Raw genomic sequence first — 26,499 nt, 5'->3', positions numbered from 1 at the left:
GCCGTCACTGAAACCTCTTTCCAGTGCTTGCAAGGCTCTTGCAGAAAGCGTTTCGGCGGGGATAGCGTCACGCCGATCCCACCGCAAGGAGTCAGGCCTGTGATACCGAGACGAACCGCGGCCATCGCCGCAGCCGCCCTCGCCGCCGCGCTCGTCCAGCCCCTCGCCGCCCGCGCGGCAGCCCCGCCCGCACCCCCGTCGGACGCGGCCCTGGCGAAGACGCCCGCCCGGAACGACCTCACCCGCGAGCAGTTCTACTTCGTCCTGCCGGACCGGTTCGCCAACGGCGACACCGCGAACGACAAGGGCGGCCTCACGGGCTCCCGGCTCGACACCGGCTACGACCCCACCGACAAGGGTTTCTACCAGGGCGGCGACCTCAAGGGCCTGACGAAGAAGCTCGACTACATCAAGGACCTCGGCACCACCGCCATCTGGCTGGCGCCGATCTTCAAGAACCAGCCCGTACAGGGCACGGGCAAGGACGCCTCGGCCGGCTACCACGGCTACTGGATCACCGACTTCACGCAGGTCGACCCGCACTTCGGTACGAACGCCGACCTGGAGCGGCTGATCGACAAGGCCCACGGCAAGGGCATGAAGGTCTTCTTCGACGTCATCACCAACCACACGGCCGACGTCGTCGACTACGAGGAGAAGTCCTACTCCTATCTCTCCCAGGGCGCCTTCCCGTATCTGACGAAGGACGGCGAGCCCTTCGACGACGCCGACCACGCGGACGGGGAGCCGGAGTTCCCCGCTGTCGACGGCGACTCCTTCCCGCGCACGCCCGTCGTGGCCCCCGCGAAGAAGAACACCAAAGTGCCCTCCTGGCTCAACGACCCGTCGATGTACCACAACCGCGGCGACTCGACCTTCGCCGGTGAGAGCTCCGAGCAGGGTGACTTCTCCGGGCTCGACGACCTGTGGACCGAGCGTCCCGAGGTCGTGACCGGTATGGAGAAGATCTACCAGCGGTGGGTGCGGGACTTCGACATCGACGGTTTCCGGATCGACACCGTGAAGCACGTCGACATGGAGTTCTGGACCCAGTGGGCCACCGCCCTGGACGCGTACGCCTCGAAGCACGGCCGTGACGACTTCTTCATGTTCGGCGAGGTCTACTCGGCGGACACGTCGATCACCTCCCCGTACGTCACCGAGGGCCGCCTCGACTCCACGCTGGACTTCCCCTTCCAGGACGCGGCACGGGCGTACGCCTCCCAGGGCGGCAGCGCGCAGCGGCTGGCCTCGGTCTTCGGGGACGACTACAAGTACACGACGGACAAGGCCAACGCGTACGAGCAGGTCACCTTCCTCGGCAACCACGACATGGGCCGCATCGGCACGTTCCTCAAGCAGGACAACCCCGGCGCGTCCGACGCCGAGCTGGTGAAGAAGGACAAGCTGGCGAACGAGCTGATGTTCCTCGGCCGCGGCAACCCCGTCGTCTACTACGGCGACGAGCAGGGCTTCACGGGCGCGGGCGGCGACAAGGACGCCCGCCAGACCATGTTCGCGTCGAGGACCGCCGACTACCTGGACGACGACAGGCTCGGCACCGACCGCACGCACGCCGAGGACGCGTACGACACGAGCGCGCCCCTGTACCGGCAGATCGCCGCCCTCGCGAAGCTCCGCAAGGACAACCCGGCCCTCGCGGACGGCGTACAGACCGAGCGGTACGCGGCCGACGGCGCCGGCGTCTACGCCTTCTCCCGCACCGACGTGAAGACCGGGGTCGAGTACGTCGTCGCCGTGAACAACGCGGGTGAGGCGAAGAGCGCCACCTTCGCGACCGGGTCGGCGGGCACGACCCTCCGTGGGATCCACGGCACCGACGCCGAGCTGAGGAGCGACTCCGACCGGAAGGTCACCGTCACCGTGCCGGCCGGCTCCTCGGTCGTGTTCAAGGCGGCGGCCCGGCCCGCCGCGCCCGCCACCAAGCCGACCGTCACCCTGAAGGCCCCCGCCACCGGCGCCACCGGCACCGTCGAGATCGCCGCCGACGTCGACGGGGGACAGCTCAACCGGGTCGTCTTCGCCGCACAGGTGGGTGCGGGGAAGTGGCGGACGCTCGGTTCCGCCGACCATGCCCCGTACACGGTCACCCAGGTCGTCGGCGAGGACGTGCCGGCCAGAACCGCCCTGCGGTACAAGGCCGTTGTCGTCGACTCGGCCGGGCGCACCGCGAATGCGACGGCCGCCTCCACCACCGGCACCCCGCCCGCCGAGGAGGTGCCGACCGCGTCCTCGCGCGAGGACGCGATCGTCCACTACAAGCGGGCCGACGGGGACTACACCGACTGGCGGCTGTACGCCTGGGGCGACATCGCCGAGGGGGAGGAGACCACGTGGCCGGCGGGTCATGACTTCGTCGGCCGGGACGCCTACGGGGCCTTCGCCCACGTCAAGCTCAAGCCGGGTGCCTCGGCCGTGAACTTCCTCGTCATCGACAAGGACGGCAACAAGGACGTCTCCGCCGACCGCACGATCGACGTCGCGAAGACGGGCGAGGTCTGGGTCGAGCAGGGCAAGGAGGCCGTACGGACCGAGAAGCCGGCCGCCGACTATCCGGCACCGGACAAGACCAAGGCGGTCCTGCACTACCACCGGGCCGACGGGAACTACGACGGCTGGGGCCTGCACACCTGGACCGGCGCCGCGAACCCCACGGACTGGTCGAAGCCCCTGGAGCCGGTGCGGACCGACCCGTACGGCGCCGTCTACGAGGTGCCGCTCGCCGAGGGAGCCACCAGCCTCAGCTACATCCTCCACAAGGGCGACGAGAAGGACCTCCCCACCGACCAGTCGCTCGACCTCACGGCGAGCGGCCACGAGGTGTGGCTGCTGGGCGGCCGGGAGAAGTACCTCCTGCCGCAGCCCGCGGGCAGCGCCGCCGCACTCGACCTGACCACCTCCAAGGCGGTCTGGATCGACCGGAACACGGTCGTCTGGAACGGCGACGAGACCGCCGCGTCGACCCAGTTGCCGTACTCCCGCAACGGGAGCATCAAGGCCGAGGACTCCACGCTGACCAGCACCGACGAGCGGTGGCTGCGGCTGGGTAAGACCTCGCTCACCGACGCCCAGAAGGCCGCCTTCCCGCACCTGAAGGACTACACGGCCTGGTCCGTCGACCCGCGCGACCGCGACCGGGTGCGCGAGGCCCTGCGCGGGCAACTGGTCGCCTCGCAGCGCGCCGCCAACGGAGCCGTGCTCGCGGCGACGGGCGTGCAGATCGCGGGCGTGCTCGACGACGCGTACGGGACGGCCGCGACGAAGGCGGATCTCGGTCCGACGTTCCGTAACGGGCGGCCCACGCTGGCGCTCTGGGCGCCGACCGCCCAGCGGGTCTCGCTGGAGATCGGCGGCGGCACCGTTCCCATGAAGCGGGACTCCGCCTCCGGGGTCTGGTCCGTCACGGGGCCGGGTTCCTGGAAGAACAAGCCCTACCGGTACGTCGTGCAGGTGTGGGCGCCCAGCGTCCGCCGGATCGTCACCAACAAGGTCACCGACCCCTACTCTGTCGCCCTCACCGCGGACTCCGGGCGCAGCCTCGTCGTGGACCTGGACGACAAGTCCCTGGCTCCGAGCGGCTGGTCGGCCCTCAAGAAGCCCAGAGCCGTGCCGCTGAAGGACGCGCAGATCCAGGAACTGCACATACGGGACTTCTCCGTCGGTGACGGATCCGTCCCGGCGAAGGACAAGGGCACCTACCGCGCCTTCGCCGACAAGGACAGCGCGGGCTCCGAGCACCTCAGGAAGCTCGCGGAGTCCGGGACCTCGTACGTCCATCTCCTGCCCGCCTTCGACATCGCCACGATTCCGGAGAAGAAGGCGGACCAAACGGTCCCCGACTGTGATCTCGCCTCCTACGCGGCCGACTCCGACAAGCAGCAGGAGTGCGTGGCGAAGAGCGCCGCGAAGGACGCGTACAACTGGGGCTACGACCCGTACCACTACACGGTGCCGGAGGGCTCGTACGCCAGTGATCCCGACGGGACGCGCCGCACGGTCGAGTACCGGCAGATGGTGAAGTCGCTCAACGAGGACGGTCTGCGGGTCGTCATGGACGTGGTCTACAACCACACGCCCGCCAGCGGTCAGGCCGACACGAGTGTGCTCGACAAGGTGGTCCCCGGCTACTACCAGCGTCTTCTCGCCGACGGCGGGGTCGCCACCTCCACCTGCTGCGCCAACACGGCACCCGAGAACGCCATGATGGGCAAACTGGTCGTCGACTCGATCGTCACCTGGGCCAGGGAGTACAAGGTCGACGGGTTCCGCTTCGACCTGATGGGCCACCACCCGAAGGCCAACATCCTCGCGGTCAGGAAGGCCCTCGACGCGCTCACCCCCGCCAGGGACGGCGTCGACGGCAAGAAGATCGTCCTCTACGGCGAGGGCTGGAACTTCGGTGAGGTCGCGGACGACGCCCGGTTCGTCCAGGCCACCCAGAAGAACATGGCCGGGACCGGTATCGCCACCTTCTCCGACCGGGCCCGCGACGCCGTGCGCGGCGGTGGCCCCTTCGATGAGGACCCCGGCGTCCAGGGCTTCGCGTCCGGCCTCTACACCGATCCCAACTCCAGCGGTGGAAACGGCACTTCCGCCGAGCAGAAGGCACGCCTCCTGCACTACCAGGACCTGATCAAGGTGGGGCTGTCCGGCAACCTCGCCGACTACACCTTCACCGACACCGCGGGCAAGCCGGTCAAGGGCTCCGAGGTCGACTACAACGGGGCACCCGCCGGATACGCGGACGCGCCCGGCGACGCCCTCGCGTACGTGGACGCCCACGACAACGAGTCCCTGTTCGACGCGCTCGCCTTCAAGCTGCCCAAGGGCACCTCGGCGGCCGAGCGCGCACGGATGCAGGTCCTCGCGATGGCCACGGCCACCCTGTCGCAGGGGCCCGCGCTCTCCCAGGCGGGCACCGACCTGCTGCGGTCCAAGTCCCTGGACCGCAACTCGTACGACAGTGGGGACTGGTTCAACGCCATCCACTGGGAGTGCCGCGACGGCGGTGGTGCCGGCAGCGGCAACGGATTCGGGCGGGGGCTGCCGCCGGCCGCCGACAACGAGGCCAAGTGGTCCTACGCCAAGCCCCTGCTGACGTCCGTCGAGGTGGGCTGCCCGCAGATCGAGGGCGCGTCCGCCGCGTACCGGGATCTGCTGCGCATCCGTACGAGTGAAGCCGACTTCGGGCTCGGCACCGCCGGACAGGTGCAGTCGAAGCTGTCCTTCCCGCTGTCCGGCGAGGACGAGACACCCGGAGTGATCACGATGGAACTCGGCGACCTCGTCGTCGTCCTCAACGCGACCCCTGGGAAACAGGAGCAGAAGGTGGCGGATGTGAAGGGCACGGGGTACGCGCTGCACCCCGTGCAGGCCGGGGGCGGGGACACCGTCGTCAAGTCCGCGTCCTACGCGGCGGACTCGGGCACGTTCACCGTCCCCGCACGGACCGTGGCGGTGTTCTCCCGGACCTCCTGACAGGGCACTACATTGGTGGGGCGGCCCTGGGACCCCGGGCCGCCCCACCGGCGTGTCCAAGGGCTGGCAGATGGACGTCCACGGCAAGCGAACAGACGCGACCGTACTGCTCGTGGACGACACGGCGGCAGGCCGGTACGCCATGGGTGCCCTGCTGCGCCGGGCCGGACACCAGGTCGTCCCGGCCGCCACCGGCAACGAGGCACTCGTGGAACTCGACGCACGGCTGCGCAGGGGAACACTCCCCGACGTGGCCCTCGTCGACGTGGACCTCTCCGACATGAACGGCTTCGAACTCTGCCGCAGGATCAAGGCCCGCCCGCACATGGCAGGCCTGCCCGTCGTGCACTTCTCGGCCTCCGCCGTGAGCCCGAGCGACCGGTGCCGGGGTCTTGAGGCGGGCGGGGAGGCGTATCTGGCGGTGCCGGCCGAGCCCGAGGAGATCGACGCGGTGGTCCGGGCCGCGGTGCGCTCCGCGCGGCTGCGGGCCGACGACCAGGCACTGGCCCGGCGGCTGACGCTGCTGTCGGAGGCGATCGTCACCATCCAGGCGGCGCGCAACCTCCAGGAGCTCGCCGAGGCCGCCGCCAACGGCACCGCGCGGCTCACCGGTGGCCCCGCCGCCGTCTTCTTCCTCGGCCCGGACGACGAGCTGTACCGCGCCCTCTCCCGGGACCGCACCTCGCTCGCGCTGCCCGACGAGAGTGCCCACCGGGCCGTGGCCGGACTGCTCCGGCGGCTCACCCGCGGACAGTCCGGGGTGCAGATCACCACGGTGCCCGCGCCGCTGTGGCCCGCCGGGTTCTTCCGGCCCGGCGTGCAGCACGACGCCCGGCTGGCGCTGATCCTCACACAGGAGGGCAAGGCCTCGGTGTGCCTGGCCACGCCCACCCGCGGGGTGCGCAGGCTGAACCCGGAGGAGGAGACCCTGGTGGCCCGGCTCGCCCAGGCCACGGCGTACGCCGCGGAGCCGCTGCTCATGTACCAGGTCGAACGGCACGTCGCCCTCACGCTCCAGCACAGCTTCCTGCCCCAGCCGCACCGGCTCCCCGAACTGCCGGGCATCGACGTCGCGGTCCGCTACGTGCCCGCCTCGCAGCAGACCGAGATCGGCGGCGACTTCTACGCGGCACTGCGCACCGACGGCGGGGTGCTCGCCGCGGTGGGCGACGTCGTCGGACACTCGCTGGACGCGGCCACCGTCATGGTCGAGATCCGGCACGCGCTGCGCGCCTACTGCGTCGAGGAGAGCGACCCGGCCGTACTGGCCGAGCGCCTCGACCGGATGCTGCGGTACTACCACCCCGGGATCACCACCACGGTCTGCCTGGCCCTGATCGACCCCGCCACCGGGCGCACCCGCATCGCGAACGCGGGCCACATCCCGCCGCTGATCATCCGGGACACCGGTACGGCCGACTACGTGAAGGCAGCCGGGCCGCTGCTCGGAGTGGGGCTGCCCCATCCGGCGCCGACCGAGCTGTTCCTCGAAGCGGGCGACCGGCTCCTGATGGTGACGGACGGGCTGATCGAGACCCGGGGTACGGATCTGGCGGCCTCCATGGAACACCTCCGCGCGGCCGCTGTCGGTGCGCTGCCCGGTCTGGACGCCCTGTGCGACACGCTCCTGGACTGCTTCGGCCATGACCGGGAGGACGACATCGCGCTGCTCGCCCTGAGGCTAGGGTGAGGGTTGCCAACCCCGAACAGGAGTGCCCATGCCGCAGATCACCGTCGACTACTCCGCGTCGCTCGGCGACGCCCTCGACCGGCAGGGGTTCGCTGTCGCCCTGCACGCCATGGTGGTGGAGACGGCCGCCGCGAAGATCGAGGCGTGCAAGTCCCGGTTCCGGGTCGTGGACGACATCGTCGTGGGCGCCGACGCGGCGGGGCACGCGCTGGTGCATGTCGGGCTGGCGCTGCTGCCGGGGCGCTCCGCCGAGGTGAAGTCGGCGTTGACGTCGCGGACGTTGGAGCTTGTACGGGCGCATGTGAAGCCGGTCGACGGGGTGGTGCTGCACGCCTCCGCGGAGGTCCGTGACCTGGAGCCGTCGTACCAGAAGTCCGTGGCCTGACGTCCGGGAGCCCGGGGCACAGCCCAGAAGATCGCGCCGTTCCCCGCGCCCCAAGAGATTGCGCAGTTCCCCGCGCCCCTAGCCGGGGCGCGGGGAACTGCGCGAACGGCCTGGGACAGGGATCAGCCGGCCAGGGCCACCAAACGCGTCACCAGGTCCGCGAACGGGCTGACGGTCGGCTCCTGGGCGAGGGCGCCCCGAAGGATCGCCGCCATCTCCGGATCCGACGCGGCGCTCACCGCCGCCAGCGCCGCGAAGTCGTGCACCAGCTGAACCTCCAGCTCCCCACGCGGAATCCGGCGACCGTCCAGCCAGATCAGAGCGGTCGCCTCCGCCAGCGAGATCCAGGACCGTACGACGAGTTCCAGCCGGGCCGGCGGCCGCTCCACCCGCAGATGCGACAGGATCTGCACATACGCCGCCTGCCGCACCCCGTCGACCAGCGCGTTCGTCGTGGTGGACCCGACCGGGGGACCACCCCGCATCAATGCCGAGAAACCGGGCCCGTGCTCGTCGACGAAGTCGAAGAACCGCCGCATCACGCGCAGCAGCCGAGCCCCCAGCGGACCTTCCCGCGGTTCGACGAAACGTTCCGCCAGATCGACCGAGGCACGCTGCAACGCGGCCTCGTACAGGCTGAGTTTGCCCGGGAAGTAGTGGTAGACCAGCGGCCGTGAGATGCCCGCGGCGGAGGCTATCTCGTCGATGGACACGTCGTCCGGTGAGCGCCGGCTGAACAGGTCGAGGGCGACGCCGATCAACTGCTGCCGTCGTTCCTCGACGCCCATTCTGCGACGCACCCCGGTAGTCATCTGAACACCTTACCGATCGAACCGATCGGCACCGGCCTCGAACGGGCCGGTGCCGGGGGCCGGTGCCAGTCGGTACCCGGGGCCTTTCAACGGAGCCCGCTGATCTCCCTCCCGCTGCTCAGCGTGCCCTCCAACTCGGCCCGCGCGCCCTGTTCGGCCCGCACGGCGAGGAGATTGCTCCGCGCCACCCCGCTGACACCGCCCGTCGCACGGATCGACGCCGTGTCCTTGCCGCCGGCCGCGAGGAGGTACCAGTCGCCCTTGACGGACTTCCACAGCACACCCGCCAGGACATGGGGGTCCTTCGAGCCGCACGCGGACGCGTTCTCCGCCTTCGCCGCGACCGCCCCGTACCGCTGCCCCGGCGCGTGGAACTGGGCGAGCACCCGGGGGCCCCCGCCGCGCCAGGTGTCCGCGCGGGTGCACAGCCACCGCGCGGTGCCGCTCCCGTCGGGGAGGGGCTGACGGGCGTAACTCCAGGAGTTCACCGAGCGCACGCCCTGGCCGCGGGCGTCCGCGAGGGAGCAGGCCAGCGGAGACCAGTCCGCCGCGGAGGCGTCACCGGGCCGCCCGGGACGGCCCGAGGTGAGCCGGGCGGGCGTCAGCTCCCCGAGGTCGGTCGACATGCGGGTCCCGGTCCGGTCCGTCAGCTCAAGGACGTTCCAGGAACGGCACGCGCCGGTCTGCAGGGCCGGACTCGCGAACGGCTCGGTCACCCCGTCCGCCGAGCGCGCCAGCGGCGTCGTACCGGCGGGGGCGGCCGGGGACTTCAGGAGGTCCCGCACGGTGGCGGTACGCACCCAGGGCGCCGTCAGATAGCGGACGTTGCCGTCGGCGCGGCCCAGGACCACCGCGTCGGCGTCGGCTCCCGAGGCGCCGTCGACCCGGGCGAAGTCGAGGGCGGCGCCCCGGGTGCCGCCGTCCTTCGCCTCGGCGTACCGCGCGATCCGCAGTCCGTCGTACAGCACCACCACCCGGCTCTGGTCGACCTCGCCCGCGTACAGCAGTTGCGGCGGTCCCGGCGGGGCGCCCGAGGGGGTGCCCGGGGTCGCCGAGACCTGTACGGTCTCGCCGGGCCGTGCCCATACGGCGAGCGCGCGGCGCAGCAGGCCCTTGTCGCCGGTGAGCGCGCCGCGCGCGGGCCACACGGAGAAGTCGGTGCGCGCGGACGACTCCCACGCTCCCGCCGGGACCAGCGTGAGCTTCCCGGGGTCCAGGGCGGCCCTGGCCGCCGGGTTCTGCGCGTACGGGGGAGCGGCGGCGCCCTCGGGACCCCAGCCGTCACCGGGCATGCCGAGGAGCGCCCCGCACACGGCCACCGCGGCGGCCGCGGCGATCGCCGCCTTGACGTGCTGGCGGCGGCGCATCAGATCGGTGGGCCGGGCCTGTAGCGAGCACGGGTCGAACTCGGGGGAGGTCAGCAGCGTGTCGGCGCCCTCGGCCGCGCCCACCGCGTCCGCCTCGGCGAGGGCGGCGGCCGGGTCCCCCTCGCCGGCCGAGGCCAGCATCCCGCGTACGTCCGCGTCGGCCATCCGCTCCAGACCGCGCAGGACGAAGGCGGCGCGGGCCGGGGCGGACAGGGCCGACAGCCGCTGGTCCAGGGCGAGTTCGTCGGCTCCGCCCGAGCGCGGGAAGAGCCGCAGGCCCCACACCTGCGGGAGCAGCGGCGGCAGTTGGGCCCGGGTGGGCCAGGCCCGGAAGGTCAGTGGCCGGCCCGCCTCCAGCGCCGTCCGCAGGACGCGCAGCCGCAGGTACGCGTACCCGGGGTCGCCGTCATGGCCCTCGGCGGCGGTCTTCTGGGCCGGGAGCACGGAGGCGTCGCCGGAGGCCCGGCCGCGCGGCAGGGTGCGCTGGGTGAGCGCGTGCGCGGTGAGCACCCGGCGGTTGCGGCCGAGGCTCGGCGGCAGCACCAGATAGGCGAGCCGGACGAGCCGCGGGTAGTGCTCGACGAGCGCGGCCTCGGCCTGCTCGATGTCGACCACCGGCCCGGGGGCGGCGGCTGATGCGGGGCGGGGGCGCGGGGCGACATCCTGTGACTGCACGTTCAGCAGAACGAGCGAATCGGTGGATGGTCACCTGGACCGCTCCGACACCACCGGAACTTCGCGGCCGCGACCTACGCGTCCGGCTCCACGAGCAGGCGCGCGTAGTTCGCCATGGACCGCTGGTAGCGCGGCAGATGAGGGGCCAGGGCACCCAGGACGAGGGAGAGGCCTTCGCGCTCACGGCCCAGGCTCGCCAGGCACAGGGCGAGAGTCGCCCGTACGGCGTCGTCCAACTCGTCCGACACGCCGACGAGTTCGGGCGAGAGGAGCTTGACACCCTCTTCCGGCCGGCCGAGGTTCCGCAGCGAGCTGGACAGCTGGATCTTCGCGCGCCGGCCCCGGTAGCCGTCGAGGCCGAGCGCCAGGGCCTCCCGGTACAGCGGGACGGCGTTGTCCGAGTGGCCCGTCGAGTCCCAGGCGCACGCGCGCTCGAAGGGCGCGGCAGGGCTGTCGGCGGGCAACTCGGCGACGAGCGCGTCGATCAGCGCCCGGAAGTCCGCCGCGTCCGTCTCCGGATCGGCCTCGAAGCCGGCCCAGGCGGCGGCCACCCGCTCGTCCCAGTCCGCCGCGCCGCCGGCCTCGTCGCCGGCCGTGCGGTCCGCTGCCCTGTTCGTCGCGCTGTCCTCTGTCGTCACGAGCACACCCTCGCACACGTGCGCCAATCAAAAGCAACGCTTCTGTGGCGCAGGTCACTGTCACGTGCGCCGTGGTGCCTGTATGACGGAAGCGGTCACTCGTGCCGTCGTCGGTTGAGCGCGGAGCGTGCGGGAGCCGTATCGAAGACCGGGGCCCCTGTGAGGGCTTTCGGAGGCGTGGGCGCACGGCCCCGGCGAGTCTGTCGCCGGAATGGACCCGGAGGTACGGACGTAATGAGTTGTACGGGCAAGAGGCTCGCGGTCGGCACGGCCGGGGCGGTCGTGGCACTCCTGGCGGTGACCGGCTGCGGCTCCGACGGCGGCGACGAGAAGAAGGTTCCCGAGACCGCGACCGGGAGTCTGGAGCACATCGCGAGCGAGGCGGGCTGCAAGCCGAACATGCAGACGGACGCGGACACGATCCGGCAGGCCATCTGCAAGAGCTCCGGCAAGAAGTACGTCCTCGCGACGTTCGCCACCGACCGCGGTCAGGCCGAGTGGCTGACCGGGGCGAAGGACTACGGCGGCTACTACCTCGTGGGCCGCAAGTGGGTCGCCGTCGGGGAGAAGAAGACGGTCACGGCACTGCGCGGCCGGCTCGGCGGGACCATGGAGGAAGGCTCCGAGCACATGAACCCGGGCGGCAGCCACAACAGCGGCACGCACAGCGGCGGCAGCCACGACGGCTGACACGACGGTCGACACCGCCGCATGTCCGCGGATCGGCCACGAGGGGTCAGGGCAAGAGGAAGCCGGCGGTGGGAATTCCCACCGCCGGCTTCCTCTTGCTCAACGTTCAGGTGCCACGTAAGGACTACGTGCAGTTCTGGCCGCTGTTGATGCAGTCCACAAGCTCGTTCATCTCGTTCTCGTCGAAGAAGTTGATGAAGTCGTTGTGGTCGGTGATCGGCTTGTGCAGCTGGTCCGGGAAGGAGTCCACCGCGAAAGCGTTGGTGATCTGGTCACCCTCGATCTGCGGGGCAGCCACGTCGTAGACGAGACGGACCTGCAGCTGGGGGATGGCCTGGAAACCGTTGCCGCAGGTGCCGTCCGCCTGGACGAAGGACACGTGAGTGCGGTGGTTGGCGCTGTCGATGTTCTGGCCGTCCCAGCAGCTCTGGAAGTTGGACGTGCGCACCACGGAGCTGCCCTCGGGGCAGATCGGGAACTTGTCCGTCAGCTGGCGGTCCTCGAAGCCGGTGCAGCTCCAGTTCGTGTTGGCGTTGTTGAGGCCGTTGACGAAGGCCTTGGCATCACCGGTGATGATGCGCAGGGCCGTCGGCATCGCGACGACATCGCTCTTCTTGTTGCCCACGAACTTCAGCTGAGCTTCGCTGGCCTGCTGGATCGTGCCGACGTTGCCGTCCTGACCGCCACCGGCGGCGTCCGCGTCGATGTCGTCCTTGCCGTCCTGCACACGCAGTACCGGCCAGAAGTACGAGGACTTGTCGGCCTCGTTCTGGCAGGTGGTCTCCGCCGCGGCCAGGTCCTCGTCGCTCGCGAAAGCGTCGTTGGACTGGTTGCCGACGTAGTCGTGCTGGTGCTGGGCGCCGTTGCTGACACCCGGAGCGACGATCACGTTGTCCGAGTTGCGGAGCTCGTTCTCATTGGTGCCGCAGCTCGTGGTGAAGGTGCCGGTGGAACCGGTGTCCCCGTTCGCGGGAAGCCCGTTCGCGCCCACACCCTTCGGGCCGCCGTTCGGCTGGACCTGGGTGATGTCCTGGAAGTCGGCTGCCACGGGCCCGTTTTCGGCCTGACCGCCGTTACCGCCGTCTCCACCCTGGCCGCCGCCGTTGCCGGCCTGGCCGCCATTGCCTGCCTGGCCACCGTTACCTGCCTGGCCACCGTTGTTACCTGCCTGGCCGCCGTTGTTGCCCTGGCCCCCGCCGGCGGGCGTCTCGGCAGGCACACCCTGACAGTTCGCGAGCTTGCCGCCTCCTCTCGGACCCTTGCCGCCCGCGCGCTTGATGTTGTTGCTGATCCTGTCGATCGTGGCAACACGCTTGGACTTCAGGGGGCTGAGGATGGCGTTGTTGACGTAGCCGGGGTCCCCCGCCTGGGCCTGTCGAGTGTCGGCGAGGCGCTTATAGGCCTCCGTGACCTGCTGGTCGAGTTTTGCCAGCTCCTTGTCGACGCCGGCACGGGCGCGCTTGGGCACGGAGGTCAGCTTCTGGCCGACGTCCGGGCATTTGATCGTGGCCACCGAGGCGGCGGTCGTCTGCGCGTTCTTCGTCGAGTTCTTGCTCTCGCCCGCCGAAGCGTAGATGTTGGCCGCGAGCAGACCGCCGCCACCCAGCGCGAGAGCCGCCGATGCGGCTATCGCCCGGTTGGCGAGCGTGGAGCGGCGTTTTCTGTTCGTGCGTCCCATGGAACTCCCTCTGGCTTCCTTGCGGGGGCATTGAGGCGCCCGGCAGGAGGTGAAGCGGCTCCGTCCAATACGGAGGAGGTTCCTGGGGCGTTCAGAGGCCTCAGAAATTGATGGGAGTTCCGTGGCGCAATCCTGCCGCAAGGGGCCCAGAAGCCCCTGAAACAACGGCAGTTGAGCGGAGAATGTTGAATATCATTCAGCGGAGATGAACGGGGATGAAACTTGGGAACGCTTCCGGCCGGTCCTCGCCCTCCTTGCTTATGAACCCTTTCACCGGCCCTGGTCCAAATAGGCGAGAACGGCCAGGACGCGACGGTTGTCGTCGTCCGAGACGTCCAGGCCGAGCTTCTGGAAGATGTTGGACGTGTGCTTGGCGATCGCCCGCTCCGTGACCACGAGTTGGCCCGCGATCGCCGCATTCGACCTGCCCTGCGCCATCAGTTCCAAAACCTCCAGCTCGCGAGGTGTCAGCCGCCCCAGCGGCCGGCCGTCGCCCTGGCGCCGCGACAGCAACTGCTGGATGACCTGCGGGTCCATCGCCGTGCCGCCCGCGGCCACCCGGCGCACCGCGTCGATGAACTGCTCGGCGTCGAACACCCGGTCCTTCAGCAGGTATCCGACCCCGCCGATCCCGTCGGCGAGCAGCTCACGCGCGTACAACTGCTCGACGTGCTGGGACAGGACGAGGACCGGCAGCCCGGGTCTGGCCCGGCGGGCCGCCAGCGCGCACTGCAGGCCCTCGTCCGTGTGCGAGGGCGGCAGCCGTACGTCGACCACGGCGACATCCGGCTCCAACTCCGCGAGCGCCCGGGTCAGTTCGGGCCCGCTCCCGACGGCGGCGGCGATCTCGAAGTCGAACGCCTCCAGCATCCGGACCAGACCGTCGCGCAGCAGGAACAGGTCTTCGGCTAGGACAACTCGCAAGGGATCTCCATGGTCACCATGGTGGGACCGCCCGCGGGACTGCTGACGGCCAGGACGCCGTCGAATGTACCGAGTCGCCGTTCGACTCCGGAGAGTCCCGAACCCCCGCCGATCGCGGCGCCGCCCCCGCCGTCGTCGATGACGGAGATCCGCAGCATGCCGCCGTGCTCCGGGGTGTGGTGCAGGTCGACCCAGACGCGCTCGGCGCCCGAGTGCTTGACCGCGTTGGTGAGGACCTCGCTGACGGCGAAGTACGCCGCCGACTCCACCGGTGCCCCGAGGCGGCCGGGCAGGTCCACGTCGACCTCCGTGGCGAGGGGCATCCGCAGCGCCAACGCCCGTACGGCGTCCCCGAGTCCGCGTTCGGCGAGTACGGGGGGATGGATGCCGCGTACGAGGTCCCGGAGTTCGGTGAGGGCCTCGGCGGAGGACCGGCGGGCCTGCGCCACCAACTGTCTGGCCTTCGCCGGGTCCTTCTCGATCAGGGCCTCGATCGTGCCGAGGTCCATGCCCATCGCGACCAGCCGGGCCTGGGCCCCGTCGTGCAGATCCCGCTCGATACGGCGCAGTTCGGCCGCTGAGGTGTCGACGGCGTCGCGACGCGTCTGCGTGAGGACGCGGACCCGCTGGGCGAGTTCGCCCTGCCCGGACGCCAGGACGGAGCGGGTCAGCAGGAAGTGGACGCGCAGCAGGAAGGGGATCGTATACACACCGAGGACGAGCAGGGCGGCGCCCAGGGCTCCCGCGGCGAGGGCGCTGAGCTGCCCGCCGACCGGCACGAATCCGTACCACCAGCCGACGTGGCTGCCGTCGGTGAAGACCCGCCACAGCCCGGCGGCCAGCACGAACCCCTCGAAGGGGTAGAGGAGCAGCGCCGCGGGCAGCACCGCGGTGACGACGCCCGCGGTCATGTCCACCGGCAGCCACAGGAGGTCCCGCCGGACGGCCGGATCGCCGAGCAGATGGAAACACCGCCCCCAGGGATTTGCGTCCTTGGGGACCGGCCGGTACGCGGGCGGGATCCGCACCCCGCCCCACCGGGCCGCCAGCAGCCGCCGCCGGTCGGCGAAGCCGCGTACGGCGGCCAGTACCCAGGGCGTCGTGACGATGCCGATGCCCACCGGCACGAGCACGATCGACACGGCGGAGAGCACGAAGAGGACGATCGACCCGGCCGCCGCCACGACGGCCAGCAGCAGGGCCCGCACTCCGTCGAGGGCGGCGGTACGCACCCGCCCGCCCGCCGTGTCCTTCCCGCGATCCCCTTGATCCCCGCGATCCCCGTTGGTGTCCATGCCCTCAGTCTCGCCCAACCCGCCGCCGTGGGCAGGGGGCCGAGCCACCGGGACGGGGGTGGTGCCAGCACCACCCCCGTCCCGGTCTCAGCCACGCAGGAGCTTCTCCTCCACGGCGGGATCGAGTCCGACCACGGGACGGTCGGGGCGTCGGGGCGGGACACCGCCGATGTCCTGGAGCCAGTCCCAGGTGTCGGCCACCGTCTCGGAGACGGGGCGGCAGCGGAGCCCGGCCCGTACCGCCTTCGACACGTCGACGCGGTGCAGCATGTCGTGCAGCTCGGAGTCCGGCGGCACCCACACGGGCAACTGCGTCCAGGGCTCGACACCGGCCGCCAGGATCATCTCCGGCTCGGTCCACCGCAGTTCGGCCCGCCCGCCCGTCACCCGCGCGCAGGCGTCGAGCAACGTCCGCGTGGTCGCGTGCCCCGAAGGACTGATGAGGTTGTACGCCCCACTCGCCCCACTCGCCCCACTCGCCCCGCCCTCCACGCCGCTGCCGCCCTCCACGGCCGCCAGGGTCCACTCGGCGAGGTCGCGGACGTCGATGTACTGGAGCGGCAGTTCACGGGGGCCGGGCGCGAGCACGGGCCCGCCGCGGGCCGCACGGGTGAGCCACCACGGCAGCCGGCCGATGTTCTCGTACGGGCCGAGGATCAGACCGGCCCGTACCAGCAGCGCCCGCTCCTCGCCGAAGGCGTCGAGCACGGCCAGCTCGCCACCGCGCTTGTCGCGCGCGTAGTCGGTCTGTCCGGCGTCGGGGGAGGCGCCCTCGACCAGCGGGCCGCTCTCGTCGTAACCGGCCGGCTGCGGCCACGCGTACACGGAGCAGCTCGACACGTACACGTACCGCCGGACGCGGTCCTTCAAGAGCCGCGCGGAGTCCCGGACCACGCGGGGAGCGCCCGACCAGGTGTCGACCACGAGGTCCCATGTGCCGCCGGGCCCCTGTGCGTCCTCGGCGAGGGCCGCGAGCCCGTCGGGCGCGGTGCGGTCGCCGTGCAGGGAACGTACGCCCGCGGGCGGGTCGTGCAGGCCGCGGTGGAAGACGGTCACGTCCCAGCCGCGCCCCAGCGCCGCCTCCACGACGGCCCGCCCCACGAACTCCGTACCACCCAGCATCAGAAGTCTCATGAAGGGGACTCTGCCCCGGTCAGCCGTGCGGCGGAACGGAGTTCTGCCCACAGGCAAACCGTCCCGCCGCCGGGTGCATCAGCTTCCCGTGGCGGGTGCGTACTTGTAGCCGACGCGCCGCACGGTCCTGATGGTGTCCCGGTGCTCCACGCCGAGCTTGCGGCGCAGGCGGGCGATGTGGACGTCGACGGTCCGGCCGTCGCCCACGTGTCCGTAGCCCCACACCGTGGTGACCAACTGGTCGCGGGTGTGCACCCGGTGCGGATGCGCCACCAGGTGCGCGAGCAGCTCGAACTCCAGGTACGTGAGGTCGAGCGGGCGCCCGTCGACCGCGGCGGTGCGCTGGACGGTGTCGACCCGCACGGGGAAGTCGTGACCGGTTTCGCCGGTCACGCCGGACCTCTCGGATGCCGCCGCCACTGCCTCCGTCCCCGGCGCCGTCTCCGGCACCGCGACCGGCAGGAGGGAGGGCTGGTCGGCGGGTACGAGGACCAGGTACCCGATCATCGGCGGGTGGCCCGGCAGCGCGGGCAGGGTGTGCGGGGGAGCGGGCAGCCAGGTGGCGCCCGGCGGCAGGAAGTCGGTGACGTCGACCACCTCGTCCCGGTCGACGGCACGCAGTCGATGGCGTGCGGAGCCGGTGGAAGGGGCCGGGGCCGGGGAGGTGGCGGTGGCCACGGAGGAGAAGGAGCGGGTGTTCGCCATGAGAGGTCAGCTCTTTTCGCGCGAGAGGTCGTCGAGGACGTACGTCGTGCGCGCTGGCCGAAGGCCGGTGTACGGCTTTAGAGGGCCCGCGCGTTCGTCACGCGACAACACACCCGGTCGAAGTCGTGGTGCTGACGGGAAGGCCAGAAGGGCTCAAGGTCGTGACGACCCGTAGCGATGCACTCCTGGAAGTTGGCCATGCCTCCATTGAAGCAGACACAGCCCCGCAACATCAGCCTCCTCTCACTGTCCGGACACCCACGATCGCCGGAGCGCCCGCACACGGGCCGCCCCCGAGGGGCGCGGGGAACGGCGCGAACGGCCCCCACCGGCCAGCACGCCCCCCCACAACCCCCATGCCCCCGTGAGCGGACGCGAAAGGGCGCCCACCACGCAGGTGAGCGCCCCCTCAAGCAGAACGGCCGGTTCAGACCTGCCCAGCCTTCTCCAGCGCGGAACAGCACGTGTCGACGATCAGCCGAGTCACCACATACGGGTCGACGTTCGCGTTCGGACGGCGGTCCTCGATGTACCCCTTGCCGTCCTTCTCGACCTGCCAGGGGATACGGACCGACGCACCACGGTTGGACACACCGTACGAGTACTCGTTCCACGGCGCCGTCTCGTGCAGACCTGTCAGCCGGTCGTCGATGCCCGCGCCGTAGTTCTTGACGTGGTCGAGCGGCTTCGAGCCCTCGCCCAGCGACTCGCACGCGGTGATGATCGCCTCGTACCCCTCGCGCATCGCCTTCGTGGAGAAGTTGGTGTGCGCACCGGCGCCGTTCCAGTCGCCCTTCACCGGCTTCGGGTCCAGCGTCGCGGAGACGTCGAAGTCCTCGGCGGTGCGGTAGAGCAGCCAGCGGGCCACCCACAGCTGGTCGGAGACCTCCAGCGGGGAGACCGGACCGACCTGGAACTCCCACTGGCCGGGCATGACCTCGGCGTTGATGCCGGAGATGGCGAGACCGGCCTTGAGGCAGTTGTCCAGGTGGGCCTCGACGATGTCACGGCCGAAGATCTCGTCGGAGCCGACGCCGCAGTAGTAGCCGCCCTGCGCGGCGGGGAAGCCGCCCACGGGGAAGCCGAGCGGACGCTCGCCCTTGAAGAAGGTGTACTCCTGCTCGATGCCGAAGATCGACTCCTGAGCGGCGAACTTCTCCGCGACCTCGCTGAGCGCGGCACGGGTGTTGGACTCGTGCGGCGTCATGTCGATGTTGAGGACCTCGCACATGACGAGGACGTCGTCACCGCCGCGGATCGGGTCCGGGTAGGTCGCGACCGGCTTGAGCACGCGGTCCGAGGCGTGGCCCTCGGCCTGGTTCGTGGAGGACCCGTCGAAGCCCCAGATCGGCAGCTCCGCACCCTTCGCGTCGTCGGCCAGTATCTTCGTCTTCGAACGGAGCTTGGCCGTCGGCTCGGTGCCGTCGATCCAGATGTACTCAGCCTTGAAGGTCACGGGCCACATCCTTCGGGGTGGGTCTCTAAGCGCAGTGCGGGAGCTGCGGCGCTGCGGCACTGGGGCGCCGCGGAGGATGCCCGAAGCCTGTCAACAGGCGGTTTCCCGATCATTGCCCGGATGTGAACCCCGTGTTACCTGACGCCTCTGTGGTGCGGGTCACCCACGGAGAGCACCCCCGACTCGTATGCGATGGGTTTCGGACAGGTGGCGGCACGGGCCGCCACCCGGCGCGAAACAGAGCGGGCGGGACAGAGCGGGCGAACAGAGCGGCCGAAGAGCCTGCGGCGGCGCGGGGCCAGTGCGGGCGAACAGAGCGGTCCGGTGGGGCCCGTCAGCCCACCTTCTCGATGAGGGCCTTGCGGATCAGGAACTTGCCGGGCTCGCGGACCTGCTCGAACGCCTCGTTGTTCAGGAGCGCGCAGCTGCCGGAGACCGAGGTGACCTCCACGGTCGTGGACTTGTTGTTGTCCAGGTTCGTGACCTTGAGCTTCGTACCGGCGGGGAACTGGTTGCTGGACGCGGCGGGCGCGCCCGCCTCACCGGAGAGGGTGACCGTGGACCCGTTGCAGACCTGCTCGCCGACCGCGGCGTCGTCACCTCCGGCGGCGGGGGCGGACGCGTCCTGCGACGGCTGCCCGGCGGGGGCGGACGCGGCGGGCGGCGCCTCGGTCCCTGCCCCCGTACCGGCTCCGGCCCCTTCACCCACGTTGGCGTCGGACTCGCCGACCGTGCACCCGGAGGCCTCCTGCTGCACCTTGATCTGGGCGATGACGGCTTCGCGGTTGGCGATCCGCGCATCGGACTGGGCGTCCGGGGCGGTGCGCTGTCCCTCGATGAACTTCTCGTTGTTGCCGAGGGCGGTGGCCAGTCCGTCGCACACCACGGAGGACTTCGTGGAGGGCTGCGCGGAGTTCGTGGCCGGTGTCGCGTTCGACGTGGCGGCCAGGGCGAAGGCCCCGCCTCCGGCCACCGCGGCGGCGCTCACCAGCAGGGCGATCTTCTTCTTCGTCCCGAGAGTTCTTCTGCGCGACATCAACGGCTCCTGTCCCCGGCCGCCCCTGGCGGCGGCCGTTCGCCGTTATGTACGAGATACCGAACAGGCTTGCTCAGTCGTTGACACGAGTCACTTGAGTAACGTGGATCACATGGCAGTTGAGCCCTGGGCTGTCGGGGCCGTCAGGGCTGTCGGTGGCTGCGAGGATCGGGATCGTCAGGACCGCCGGTCCAGGGCGTCCCGCACCGCCTCGTCCGTCCGCGCGACGACGGCGGTCCCGTCCTCCGCGGTGATGATGGGCCGCTGGATGAGCCGGGGATGCCCGGCCAGCGCCGTGACCCACCGCTCCCGCGAACCGGCGTCACGGGCCCACTCCTTCAGCCCCAGCTCCTTCGCCTCGGCCTCCTGGGTCCGGGTGATGTCCCAGGGCTCAAGACCGAGCCGCTCCAGGACCTCCCGGATCTCGGCCTCGCTCGGCACGTCCTCCAGATACCGCCTGACCGTGTACTCGGCCCCCTCCGCGTCCAGCAGGCCGATGGCGCCGCGGCACTTCGAACAGGCCGGATTGATCCAGATCTCCATGCCGCACAAGGTACGTGAGAACCCCGTGCCACTCACGTGTCACGCCACCCCCAAAGTGCCTGTGGCCAGGGGCGATTGTCAGTGGGCGGCAGTAGAATAGAAGCAGTGTTCGAGGGTGCCGCCGGAGACGCCGACCGGCGCCCTGACCGCGACAGGAGGATGCCTGTGCCCGCTGCCGCACTGAGTCCGCTGCCCACCCAGTCCACAGCCAGGAGGGCGGTCCAACTCGACCTGCCCTACCAGCCCGTCGAGAAACGCCCGCTGCCACCGGGGCGCCCGCGTGAGTGGTACGTCACGCACAACCGCCGCCTCAAGGCGATGCGGCTGGCCATCGCCCTCCTCGACTCCGGCGTCTACGTACCCAGGCAAGCCCACAACGACACGATCCGCACCACGGCCGCACTCATAGGCGTACACCCCCCGTCGGACACGACCTGCCACATGGTGCGGGCGCTGATGAGGTACGCCCGCTGAGCCCACGCCCGTAGCGCCGCCCGCGTCCCGGGCGGCGCGTCGGCGCGCGGACCTGGTTCCTCGGCGTCAGGCGGACGCCAACTCCCGCTCCAGCGGTGTCCGGAAGCGAGGGGTGACCCGGGTCGGCCCCATCCACGACCGCAGCCGGTCGGCCTCCGTCTCGATCGCGTCCGAGGCCTCGGCCCCCGAACCCCCGCCGTCCGCGTTCCCGCCGTCCGCGTTCCTGGTGTCCAGCAGTCGCCAGGCGATCTCGCCGTCGGGGCGCTGGGCCCAGCGGGAGCCGGGGCGGGGGCGAGGAGCGCGGTGGCCCCGGACGCAGATTTACTCACTCCGGAGCACCCTCATTGCTCCCCTCTGTGACGTTTTCGCTTGACCCCGGGCTGTTTTGTGACTGCTCGTAAGCGGACCCGGCCGTTATTCGTTTCCGTCGGACAGGGATCGCCCGGCATCCTGAGGACTACTCTCGACGTCACCGACGGCCCGGCGCCCGGTGGGGCACCGCGTCGGACAGCTCAAGGTCCCACCATCACCCACGCACAAGGAGACCCGCCATGGGTACCTTGATCATTCTGGCGATCCTGGTCCTGCTAGTCCTGGGCATCAACAGCCCCGTCTGGTGGCTCGCCGCAGCCGCCCTGATCTATCTCTACGTCCGCCACGTCCGAGTGGACCAGAGTGCCCCCGGCTCGTCGCCGGGCGGCGGTTCGAGTTCGGGTTCGAGCTCCGCGACCCGGATGGACAGCGACTACCACTCGTACCGCCGGCGCCGCGACCGCATGGCCAGGTGGGAACGCCGCTACCGCCGCGAACGCCCGTGGAACGTCAAGAAGTGACGAAGCCCCGCCTTCGCCCGAGGGGCGATGGCGGGGCTCCGATCAAGCCGCGAGGCTCTGTGTGTCGACGGCGCCGAGCGATACCGGTCGGCGACGGCCGGACACCGGGCGGACACCGGATCGATCACACGTCGTAGTACAGCTCGAACTCGTGCGGGTGCGGACGCAGCTGCAGCGGGGCGATCTCGTTCGTGCGCTTGAAGTCGATCCACGTCTCGATCAGGTCGGACGTGAAGACGTCGCCGGCGAGCAGGAACTCGTGGTCGGCCTCAAGGCGGTCGAGGACGGCCGGGAGCGAGGTCGGGACCTGCGCCACGCCCGCGTGCTCCTCGGGCGCCAGCTCGTAGAGGTCCTTGTCGATCGGCTCGGCCGGCTCGATCTTGTTCTTGATGCCGTCGAGGCCCGCGAGCAGCAGCGCCGAGAAGGCGAGGTACGGGTTGCCGGAGGAGTCGGGCGCGCGGAACTCGACGCGCTTGGCCTTCGGGTTCGAGCCGGTGATCGGGATACGCATGGCCGCGGAGCGGTTGCGCTGCGAGTACACCAGGTTGACCGGGGCCTCGAAGCCGGGGACCAGGCGGTGGTACGAGTTCACCGTCGGGTTGGTGAAGGCCAGCAGCGACGGGGCGTGCTTGAGGATGCCGCCGATGTAGAAGCGGGCGGTGTCCGACAGGCCCGCGTAGCCGGCCTCGTCGTAGAACAGCGGGTCGCCGTTCGCCCACAGCGACGAGTGGATGTGCATGCCCGAGCCGTTGTCACCGAAGATCGGCTTCGGCATGAAGGTCGCGGTCTTGCCGTTGCGCCAGGCCACGTTCTTCACGATGTACTTGAAGAGCTGGAGGTCGTCGGCCGCGGCGAGCAGCGTGTTGAACTTGTAGTTGATCTCGGCCTGGCCGGCGGTGCCCACCTCGTGGTGCTGACGCTCGACCTGGAGGCCGGACTTGGCCAGCTCCAGGGAGATCTCGGCACGCAGGTCGGCGAAGTGGTCGACCGGCGGGGTCGGGAAGTAGCCGCCCTTGTAACGGACCTTGTAACCGCGGTTGTTCTCGACCGCACCGGTGTTCCAGGCACCGGCCTCGGAGTCGATGTGGTAGAACGCCTCGTTCGCCTTGGTGTCGAAGCGCACGCTGTCGAACACGTAGAACTCGGCCTCGGGGCCGAAGAACGCGGTGTCGGCGATACCGGTCGACGCGAGGTACGCCTCGGCCTTCTTCGCCACGTTGCGCGGGTCACGGGAGTACTGCTCACCCGTGATCGGGTCGTGGATGAAGAAGTTGATGTTGACCGTCTTGTCGCGGCGGAAGGAGTCGACGCGCGCGGTGGACAGGTCGGCGCGGAGCGCCATGTCGGACTCGTGGATGGCCTGGAAGCCGCGGATGGAGGAGCCGTCGAAGGCCAGTTCCTCGGTCGGGTCGAAGGCCTCTGCCGGAATCGTGAAGTGCTGCATCACACCCGGCAGGTCGCAGAAGCGGACGTCGACGAACTTGACGTCCTCGTCCTTGATGAACTTCTTGGCCTCGTCGGCGTTCTGGAACATCCAGCTCCTCCTACTCCCGCTCACTTCGGACCGGGGTGGTAGTTCGTTCGTGCGGCCAGTGCGGTGGCACACGCTGAGCCCGACCTTAAGGACGGGTGATTTCTCCAGCGTGACCCATTTGTTTCACCCAAGTTAACCGGACGAGCTCCGGTGTACCCCACCTGTCCGCATGGCAAAACGGTCGCAGTACCGTGGACGGGTGGACAACAGGCAAGCAATCGGATCGTGGCTGTCCGGGCCCCGCGCGGCCGCGGAGGACGCCGGTGCCGACTTCGGATACCGCGGAGAGCAGCTGGGCCTGCCCGAGTCGGGCCCCGGCTCCATCGCGCGCCCCGGCAGGCGCCTGGGCGCCCTCGCCGTCGACTGGGGCCTGTGCACCTTGATCGCATACGGCCTGATCACCGACGGCTACGGCCAGGCGACCGGTAACTGGGCGCTGCTCATCTTCTTCGTGGCGAGCGTGCTGACCGTGGGCACCCTCGGCTTCACACCCGGCAAGCGGCTGTTCGGCCTGCGGGTCCTCGCCCTGCGGACCGGCACGGTCAACCCGCTGAGCGCTCTCCTGCGCACGGTCCTGCTGTGCCTCGCGCTCCCGGCCCTGATCTGGGACCGCGACGGACGCGGGCTGCACGACCGCCTGGCCCGCACGGTCGAGGTCAGGATCTGACCCACCGCTGGTGCGGACATGAAGAAGGCGCGGGCATGAGGAGGCGCGGGCATGAGAAAGAGGCGCCCCGGAACCGTCGGTGATTCCGGAACGCCCCGTTCCAGTGGAGCTCAGGTGCGGCGCTAGCGCATCTTCCCGCCGCGTGGCATCCGCATTCCCTTGGGCATCGGGCCCTTGGGGAGCGGCATGTTGCTCATCAGGTCGCCGAGGGCGCGCAGCCGGTCGTTGGTCGCGGTGACCTGCGGGCCGGTCAGTACGCGCGGCAGCTTCACCATCGTCGTACGGAGCTTCTTCAGCTCGACCTGGCCCTCGCCCGTGCCGACGAGGATGTCGTGCACCGGCACGTCCGCGACGATGCGGGCCATCTTCTTCTTCTCGGCGGCCAGCAGGCTCTTCACCCGGTTCGGGTTGCCCTCGGCCACCAGCACGATGCCGGCCTTGCCCACGGCCCGGTGGACCACGTCCTGGCTGCGGTTCATCGCCACGGCCGGGGTCGTCGTCCAGCCGCGCCCGACATTGTCGAGCACCGCCGCCGCCGCGCCCGGCTGGCCCTCCATCTGGCCGAAGGCCGCCCGCTCGGCCCGGCGCCCGAAGACGATCGCCGACGCGAGGAAGGCGAGCAGGAGGCCGAGAATGCCGAGATAGATCGGGTAACCGATCCAGAAGCCGATCGCGAGGAAGACACCAAGGGTGACGATTCCGACAGCCGCGAGTACAAGACCGATCTTTTTGTCGGCCTTGCGGGTCATCTTGTAAGTCAGAGCGATCTGCTTGAGTCGCCCGGGGTTCGCAGCGTCCGCTGCGGGTTCCTTCCTCGCCATGCCGTGAAGTCTACGTGTCGGGGGAAGCGCCGACGACGGCGGTGCCGGGTCGGCCGTCGTCACGGGGCCCGAAGTGACCCGCGTACGTGCACGCGTCCTCGTTTCAGAGGCGGGTGACGAAGGACTGCTCCACGACACGCTGTGTCTCGACGCGGTCCTTGGCGCGGCGACGGTCCTCCAGGACGGACGTCCAGGCGTTGCGACGGGCGGTGCGCTGGCCACTGCTCAGGAGCAGGGTCTCGACGGCACGGAGTGCATCGGTGAACGACGGAATCGCTGTGGCGCGTACGGGCGCGGCCTGCATGATGGGGGTCCCCCCTCGGGACGGCGGCTCTGGCTAAGGCTCTACGGGGTGTAGGACCAGCGTCACTGAATGGTGTTACCAGGGCGTGACCGACCGGTCAAACGCCGATGAAGCCTTGATGCGCGGGCCTGAAACCTGGACGCGGCCCTGATGTGGCCCCCATCTGCGGGGACGCTCAGGACCGCGTCGTACAGGCCATTACTGGTGAGTAGCCACTTGTGCGCAGATTCACACGATCAGCTGGCACCGCGTGCCACCCGGCGGTGTGACCGATGGAGGCCGATACGGCTCAGACGGCCTGCGAGGCGACGTACGAACCGCGCTTCTCGATGGCCATCTGGTAGAGGCGGCCGGCCCGGTACGAGGAGCGGACCAGCGGGCCCGACATGACTCCGGAGAAGCCGATCTGGTCGGCCTCCTCCTTCAGCTCCACGAACTCGTGCGGCTTCACCCAGCGCTCGACGGGGTGGTGGCGCACGGAGGGCCGCAGGTACTGCGTGATGGTGACCAGCTCGCAGCCCGCCTCATGGAGCTGGCGCAGGGCCTCGCTGACCTCTTCGCGGGTCTCGCCCATGCCGAGGATCAGGTTCGACTTCGTGACCAGGCCGTAGTCGCGTGCCTCGGTGATGACCTTCAGTGAACGCTCGTACCGGAAGCCCGGCCGGATGCGCTTGAAGATGCGGGGGACCGTCTCCACGTTGTGGGCGAAGACCTCCGGGCGGGAGGAGAAGACCTCGGCGAGCTGGGCCGGCTCGGCGTTGAAGTCCGGGGCGAGCAGCTCGACCTTGGTCCGGCCCTCGGCGCGGTCCGCGGTCTGCTGGTGGATCTGGCGGACCGTCTCCGCGTACAGCCAGGCGCCGCCGTCGTCGAGGTCGTCGCGGGCGACGCCGGTGATGGTCGCGTAGTTGAGGTCCATGGTGACCACGGACTCGCCCACGCGGCGGGGCTCGTCGCGGTCCAGCGCCTCGGGCTTGCCCGTGTCGATCTGGCAGAAGTCGCAGCGCCTCGTGCACTGGTCGCCGCCGATGAGGAACGTGGCCTCGCGGTCTTCCCAGCACTCGTAGATGTTCGGACAGCCCGCCTCCTGGCAGACCGTGTGCAGGCCCTCGCTCTTCACGAGGTTCTGCATCTTGGTGTATTCGGGACCCATTTTCGCCCGGGTCTTGATCCACTCGGGCTTGCGCTCGATGGGGGTCTGGGCGTTCCGGACCTCCAGGCGCAGCATCTTGCGTCCGTCGGGTGCGACTGCGGACACATCGGCTCCCTGTAGCTTCGATTCTTCGGCGTACACCAGGGTACGCCCGTTCGGTGCTCGGCCCCCGAGGTGGGCAACCTTCGG

22 protein-coding genes and 1 pseudogene are annotated in these 26,499 nt (G+C 70.3%); 7 read left to right on the top strand and 16 right to left on the bottom strand.

From position 1 onward, the window contains the following. The first annotated feature begins 99 nt into the window (after window positions 1–99). The 3 genes from pulA to ACIOKD_RS09285 all read left to right on the top strand — a co-directional run bounded on the left by pulA (window position 100) and on the right by ACIOKD_RS09285 (window position 7,574). Window positions 100–5,499 (top strand): pullulanase-type alpha-1,6-glucosidase, encoded by a 5,400-nt coding sequence (gene pulA, locus ACIOKD_RS09295; protein ID WP_402080389.1) that lies wholly within the window; start codon window positions 100–102, stop codon window positions 5,497–5,499. 70 nt (window positions 5,500–5,569) lie between these two features. Then, window positions 5,570–7,189: a SpoIIE family protein phosphatase gene (locus ACIOKD_RS09290; RefSeq protein ID WP_402080386.1), complete on the top strand. Its 1,620-nt coding sequence runs from the start codon at window positions 5,570–5,572 to the stop codon at window positions 7,187–7,189. Window positions 7,190–7,217: 28 nt separating this feature from the next. Beyond that, window positions 7,218–7,574 (top strand): 5-carboxymethyl-2-hydroxymuconate Delta-isomerase, encoded by a 357-nt coding sequence (locus ACIOKD_RS09285; protein ID WP_402080384.1) that lies wholly within the window; start codon window positions 7,218–7,220, stop codon window positions 7,572–7,574. A gap of 122 nt (window positions 7,575–7,696) precedes the next feature. On the opposite strand, the gene ACIOKD_RS09280 is transcribed toward ACIOKD_RS09285, so the two are convergent. The 3 genes from ACIOKD_RS09280 to ACIOKD_RS09270 form a co-directional block, all read right to left on the bottom strand. After that, the gene (locus ACIOKD_RS09280) at window positions 7,697–8,386 is read right to left on the bottom strand and encodes a TetR/AcrR family transcriptional regulator (protein ID WP_402080381.1); all 690 of its coding nucleotides are present in this window, start codon (window positions 8,384–8,386) and stop codon (window positions 7,697–7,699) included. Window positions 8,387–8,472: 86 nt separating this feature from the next. Next, the gene (locus ACIOKD_RS09275) at window positions 8,473–10,428 is read right to left on the bottom strand and encodes a hypothetical protein (protein WP_402080378.1); all 1,956 of its coding nucleotides are present in this window, start codon (window positions 10,426–10,428) and stop codon (window positions 8,473–8,475) included. Window positions 10,429–10,502: 74 nt separating this feature from the next. Beyond that, on the bottom strand, window positions 10,503–10,979 hold the full coding sequence (locus ACIOKD_RS09270; protein WP_402080702.1) for a tetratricopeptide repeat protein: 477 nt from the start codon (window positions 10,977–10,979) through the stop codon (window positions 10,503–10,505). A gap of 321 nt (window positions 10,980–11,300) precedes the next feature. Between ACIOKD_RS09270 and ACIOKD_RS09265 the strand changes: the two genes are divergently transcribed. Continuing rightward, window positions 11,301–11,756 carry a hypothetical protein gene (locus ACIOKD_RS09265; protein ID WP_402080374.1) on the top strand — a complete coding sequence of 152 codons (456 nt, stop codon included), beginning with the start codon at window positions 11,301–11,303 and terminating at the stop codon, window positions 11,754–11,756. 124 nt (window positions 11,757–11,880) lie between these two features. Here the strand turns inward: ACIOKD_RS09265 and ACIOKD_RS09260 are convergent, their stop codons facing one another. The 8 genes from ACIOKD_RS09260 to ACIOKD_RS09225 all read right to left on the bottom strand — a co-directional run bounded on the left by ACIOKD_RS09260 (window position 11,881) and on the right by ACIOKD_RS09225 (window position 20,527). Next, a complete protein-coding gene (locus ACIOKD_RS09260; RefSeq protein WP_402080371.1) occupies window positions 11,881–13,434 on the bottom strand; it encodes a DUF1996 domain-containing protein in 1,554 nt (517 codons plus the stop codon). 270 nt (window positions 13,435–13,704) lie between these two features. Then, window positions 13,705–14,358 carry a LuxR C-terminal-related transcriptional regulator gene (locus ACIOKD_RS09255; RefSeq protein ID WP_402080368.1) on the bottom strand — a complete coding sequence of 218 codons (654 nt, stop codon included), beginning with the start codon at window positions 14,356–14,358 and terminating at the stop codon, window positions 13,705–13,707. Beyond that, window positions 14,343–15,653 carry a sensor histidine kinase gene (locus ACIOKD_RS09250; protein ID WP_402080365.1) on the bottom strand — a complete coding sequence of 437 codons (1,311 nt, stop codon included), beginning with the start codon at window positions 15,651–15,653 and terminating at the stop codon, window positions 14,343–14,345. The genes ACIOKD_RS09255 and ACIOKD_RS09250 overlap by 16 nt, the downstream gene beginning before the upstream one ends. An 87-nt stretch (window positions 15,654–15,740) precedes the next feature. Next, the gene (locus ACIOKD_RS09245; protein WP_402080362.1) at window positions 15,741–16,787 is read right to left on the bottom strand and encodes an NAD-dependent epimerase/dehydratase family protein; all 1,047 of its coding nucleotides are present in this window, start codon (window positions 16,785–16,787) and stop codon (window positions 15,741–15,743) included. Window positions 16,788–16,865: 78 nt separating this feature from the next. After that, window positions 16,866–17,492 carry a winged helix-turn-helix domain-containing protein gene (locus ACIOKD_RS09240; protein WP_402080359.1) on the bottom strand — a complete coding sequence of 209 codons (627 nt, stop codon included), beginning with the start codon at window positions 17,490–17,492 and terminating at the stop codon, window positions 16,866–16,868. A gap of 427 nt (window positions 17,493–17,919) precedes the next feature. Beyond that, window positions 17,920–18,948 carry a glutamine synthetase gene (gene glnII / locus ACIOKD_RS09235; protein WP_402080356.1) on the bottom strand — a complete coding sequence of 343 codons (1,029 nt, stop codon included), beginning with the start codon at window positions 18,946–18,948 and terminating at the stop codon, window positions 17,920–17,922. 334 nt (window positions 18,949–19,282) lie between these two features. Further along, complete coding sequence (locus tag ACIOKD_RS09230) at window positions 19,283–19,984, bottom strand: hypothetical protein (protein WP_402080353.1); 702 nt, start codon at window positions 19,982–19,984, stop codon at window positions 19,283–19,285. A 177-nt stretch (window positions 19,985–20,161) separates the two neighbouring features. Further along, window positions 20,162–20,527 carry an arsenate reductase family protein gene (locus tag ACIOKD_RS09225; RefSeq protein WP_402080351.1) on the bottom strand — a complete coding sequence of 122 codons (366 nt, stop codon included), beginning with the start codon at window positions 20,525–20,527 and terminating at the stop codon, window positions 20,162–20,164. 165 nt (window positions 20,528–20,692) lie between these two features. Between ACIOKD_RS09225 and ACIOKD_RS09220 the strand changes: the two genes are divergently transcribed. Continuing rightward, complete coding sequence (locus ACIOKD_RS09220) at window positions 20,693–21,001, top strand: hypothetical protein (protein ID WP_402080348.1); 309 nt, start codon at window positions 20,693–20,695, stop codon at window positions 20,999–21,001. Between the two features lie 66 nt (window positions 21,002–21,067). On the opposite strand, the pseudogene ACIOKD_RS09215 reads toward ACIOKD_RS09220, so the two are convergent. After that, window positions 21,068–21,274 (bottom strand): annotated as a pseudogene (locus ACIOKD_RS09215) (winged helix DNA-binding domain-containing protein); the annotation flags it as partial. A gap of 278 nt (window positions 21,275–21,552) precedes the next feature. On the opposite strand from ACIOKD_RS09215, the gene ACIOKD_RS09210 reads away from it, so the two are divergent. Then, window positions 21,553–21,834 carry a hypothetical protein gene (locus ACIOKD_RS09210; RefSeq protein ID WP_402080346.1) on the top strand — a complete coding sequence of 94 codons (282 nt, stop codon included), beginning with the start codon at window positions 21,553–21,555 and terminating at the stop codon, window positions 21,832–21,834. Between the two features lie 124 nt (window positions 21,835–21,958). On the opposite strand, the gene glnA is transcribed toward ACIOKD_RS09210, so the two are convergent. Continuing rightward, the gene (gene glnA / locus ACIOKD_RS09205) at window positions 21,959–23,368 is read right to left on the bottom strand and encodes a type I glutamate--ammonia ligase (RefSeq protein ID WP_402080343.1); all 1,410 of its coding nucleotides are present in this window, start codon (window positions 23,366–23,368) and stop codon (window positions 21,959–21,961) included. 199 nt (window positions 23,369–23,567) lie between these two features. On the opposite strand from glnA, the gene ACIOKD_RS09200 reads away from it, so the two are divergent. Then, window positions 23,568–24,035: an RDD family protein gene (locus ACIOKD_RS09200; protein ID WP_402080340.1), complete on the top strand. Its 468-nt coding sequence runs from the start codon at window positions 23,568–23,570 to the stop codon at window positions 24,033–24,035. Window positions 24,036–24,157: 122 nt separating this feature from the next. Here ACIOKD_RS09200 and ACIOKD_RS09195 read toward each other — a convergent pair whose 3' ends face one another. The 3 genes from ACIOKD_RS09195 to lipA form a co-directional block, all read right to left on the bottom strand. Continuing rightward, entirely contained in the window at window positions 24,158–24,856 is a 699-nt protein-coding gene (locus ACIOKD_RS09195; protein ID WP_402080337.1) for a DUF4191 domain-containing protein, read from the bottom strand. Window positions 24,857–24,959: 103 nt separating this feature from the next. After that, window positions 24,960–25,160: a hypothetical protein gene (locus tag ACIOKD_RS09190; RefSeq protein ID WP_402080334.1), complete on the bottom strand. Its 201-nt coding sequence runs from the start codon at window positions 25,158–25,160 to the stop codon at window positions 24,960–24,962. A gap of 289 nt (window positions 25,161–25,449) precedes the next feature. Further along, window positions 25,450–26,415, bottom strand: coding sequence for a lipoyl synthase (gene lipA / locus ACIOKD_RS09185; RefSeq protein ID WP_398288041.1), 966 nt, complete (start codon window positions 26,413–26,415; stop codon window positions 25,450–25,452). Between the last annotated feature and the right edge of the window lie 84 nt (window positions 26,416–26,499).

The organism is Streptomyces sp. NPDC087844 (assembly GCF_044742785.1).
Classification (GTDB): domain Bacteria; phylum Actinomycetota; class Actinomycetes; order Streptomycetales; family Streptomycetaceae; genus Streptomyces.
Note: the sequence above shows the minus strand (reverse complement) of the source record. Positions and strands in the feature narration are given on the sequence as shown.

Excerpts from the sequence above, each read along its gene's own strand:
- ACIOKD_RS09290 (WP_402080386.1), top strand. The coding sequence starts at position 5,570 with ATGGACGTCCACGGCAAGCGAACAGACGCGACCGTACTGCTCGTGGAC.
- ACIOKD_RS09285 (WP_402080384.1), top strand. The coding sequence starts at position 7,218 with ATGCCGCAGATCACCGTCGACTACTCCGCGTCGCTCGGCGACGCCCTC.
- ACIOKD_RS09280 (WP_402080381.1), bottom strand. The coding sequence starts at position 8,386 with ATGACTACCGGGGTGCGTCGCAGAATGGGCGTCGAGGAACGACGGCAG.
- ACIOKD_RS09265 (WP_402080374.1), top strand. The coding sequence starts at position 11,301 with ATGAGTTGTACGGGCAAGAGGCTCGCGGTCGGCACGGCCGGGGCGGTC.
- ACIOKD_RS09260 (WP_402080371.1), bottom strand. The coding sequence starts at position 13,434 with ATGGGACGCACGAACAGAAAACGCCGCTCCACGCTCGCCAACCGGGCG.
- ACIOKD_RS09250 (WP_402080365.1), bottom strand. The coding sequence starts at position 15,653 with ATGGACACCAACGGGGATCGCGGGGATCAAGGGGATCGCGGGAAGGAC.
- ACIOKD_RS09245 (WP_402080362.1), bottom strand. The coding sequence starts at position 16,787 with ATGAGACTTCTGATGCTGGGTGGTACGGAGTTCGTGGGGCGGGCCGTC.
- ACIOKD_RS09240 (WP_402080359.1), bottom strand. The coding sequence starts at position 17,492 with ATGGCGAACACCCGCTCCTTCTCCTCCGTGGCCACCGCCACCTCCCCG.
- ACIOKD_RS09230 (WP_402080353.1), bottom strand. The coding sequence starts at position 19,984 with ATGTCGCGCAGAAGAACTCTCGGGACGAAGAAGAAGATCGCCCTGCTG.
- ACIOKD_RS09225 (WP_402080351.1), bottom strand. The coding sequence starts at position 20,527 with ATGGAGATCTGGATCAATCCGGCCTGTTCGAAGTGCCGCGGCGCCATC.
- ACIOKD_RS09210 (WP_402080346.1), top strand. The coding sequence starts at position 21,553 with ATGGGTACCTTGATCATTCTGGCGATCCTGGTCCTGCTAGTCCTGGGC.
- glnA (WP_402080343.1), bottom strand. The coding sequence starts at position 23,368 with ATGTTCCAGAACGCCGACGAGGCCAAGAAGTTCATCAAGGACGAGGAC.
- ACIOKD_RS09195 (WP_402080337.1), bottom strand. The coding sequence starts at position 24,856 with ATGGCGAGGAAGGAACCCGCAGCGGACGCTGCGAACCCCGGGCGACTC.
- ACIOKD_RS09190 (WP_402080334.1), bottom strand. The coding sequence starts at position 25,160 with ATGCAGGCCGCGCCCGTACGCGCCACAGCGATTCCGTCGTTCACCGAT.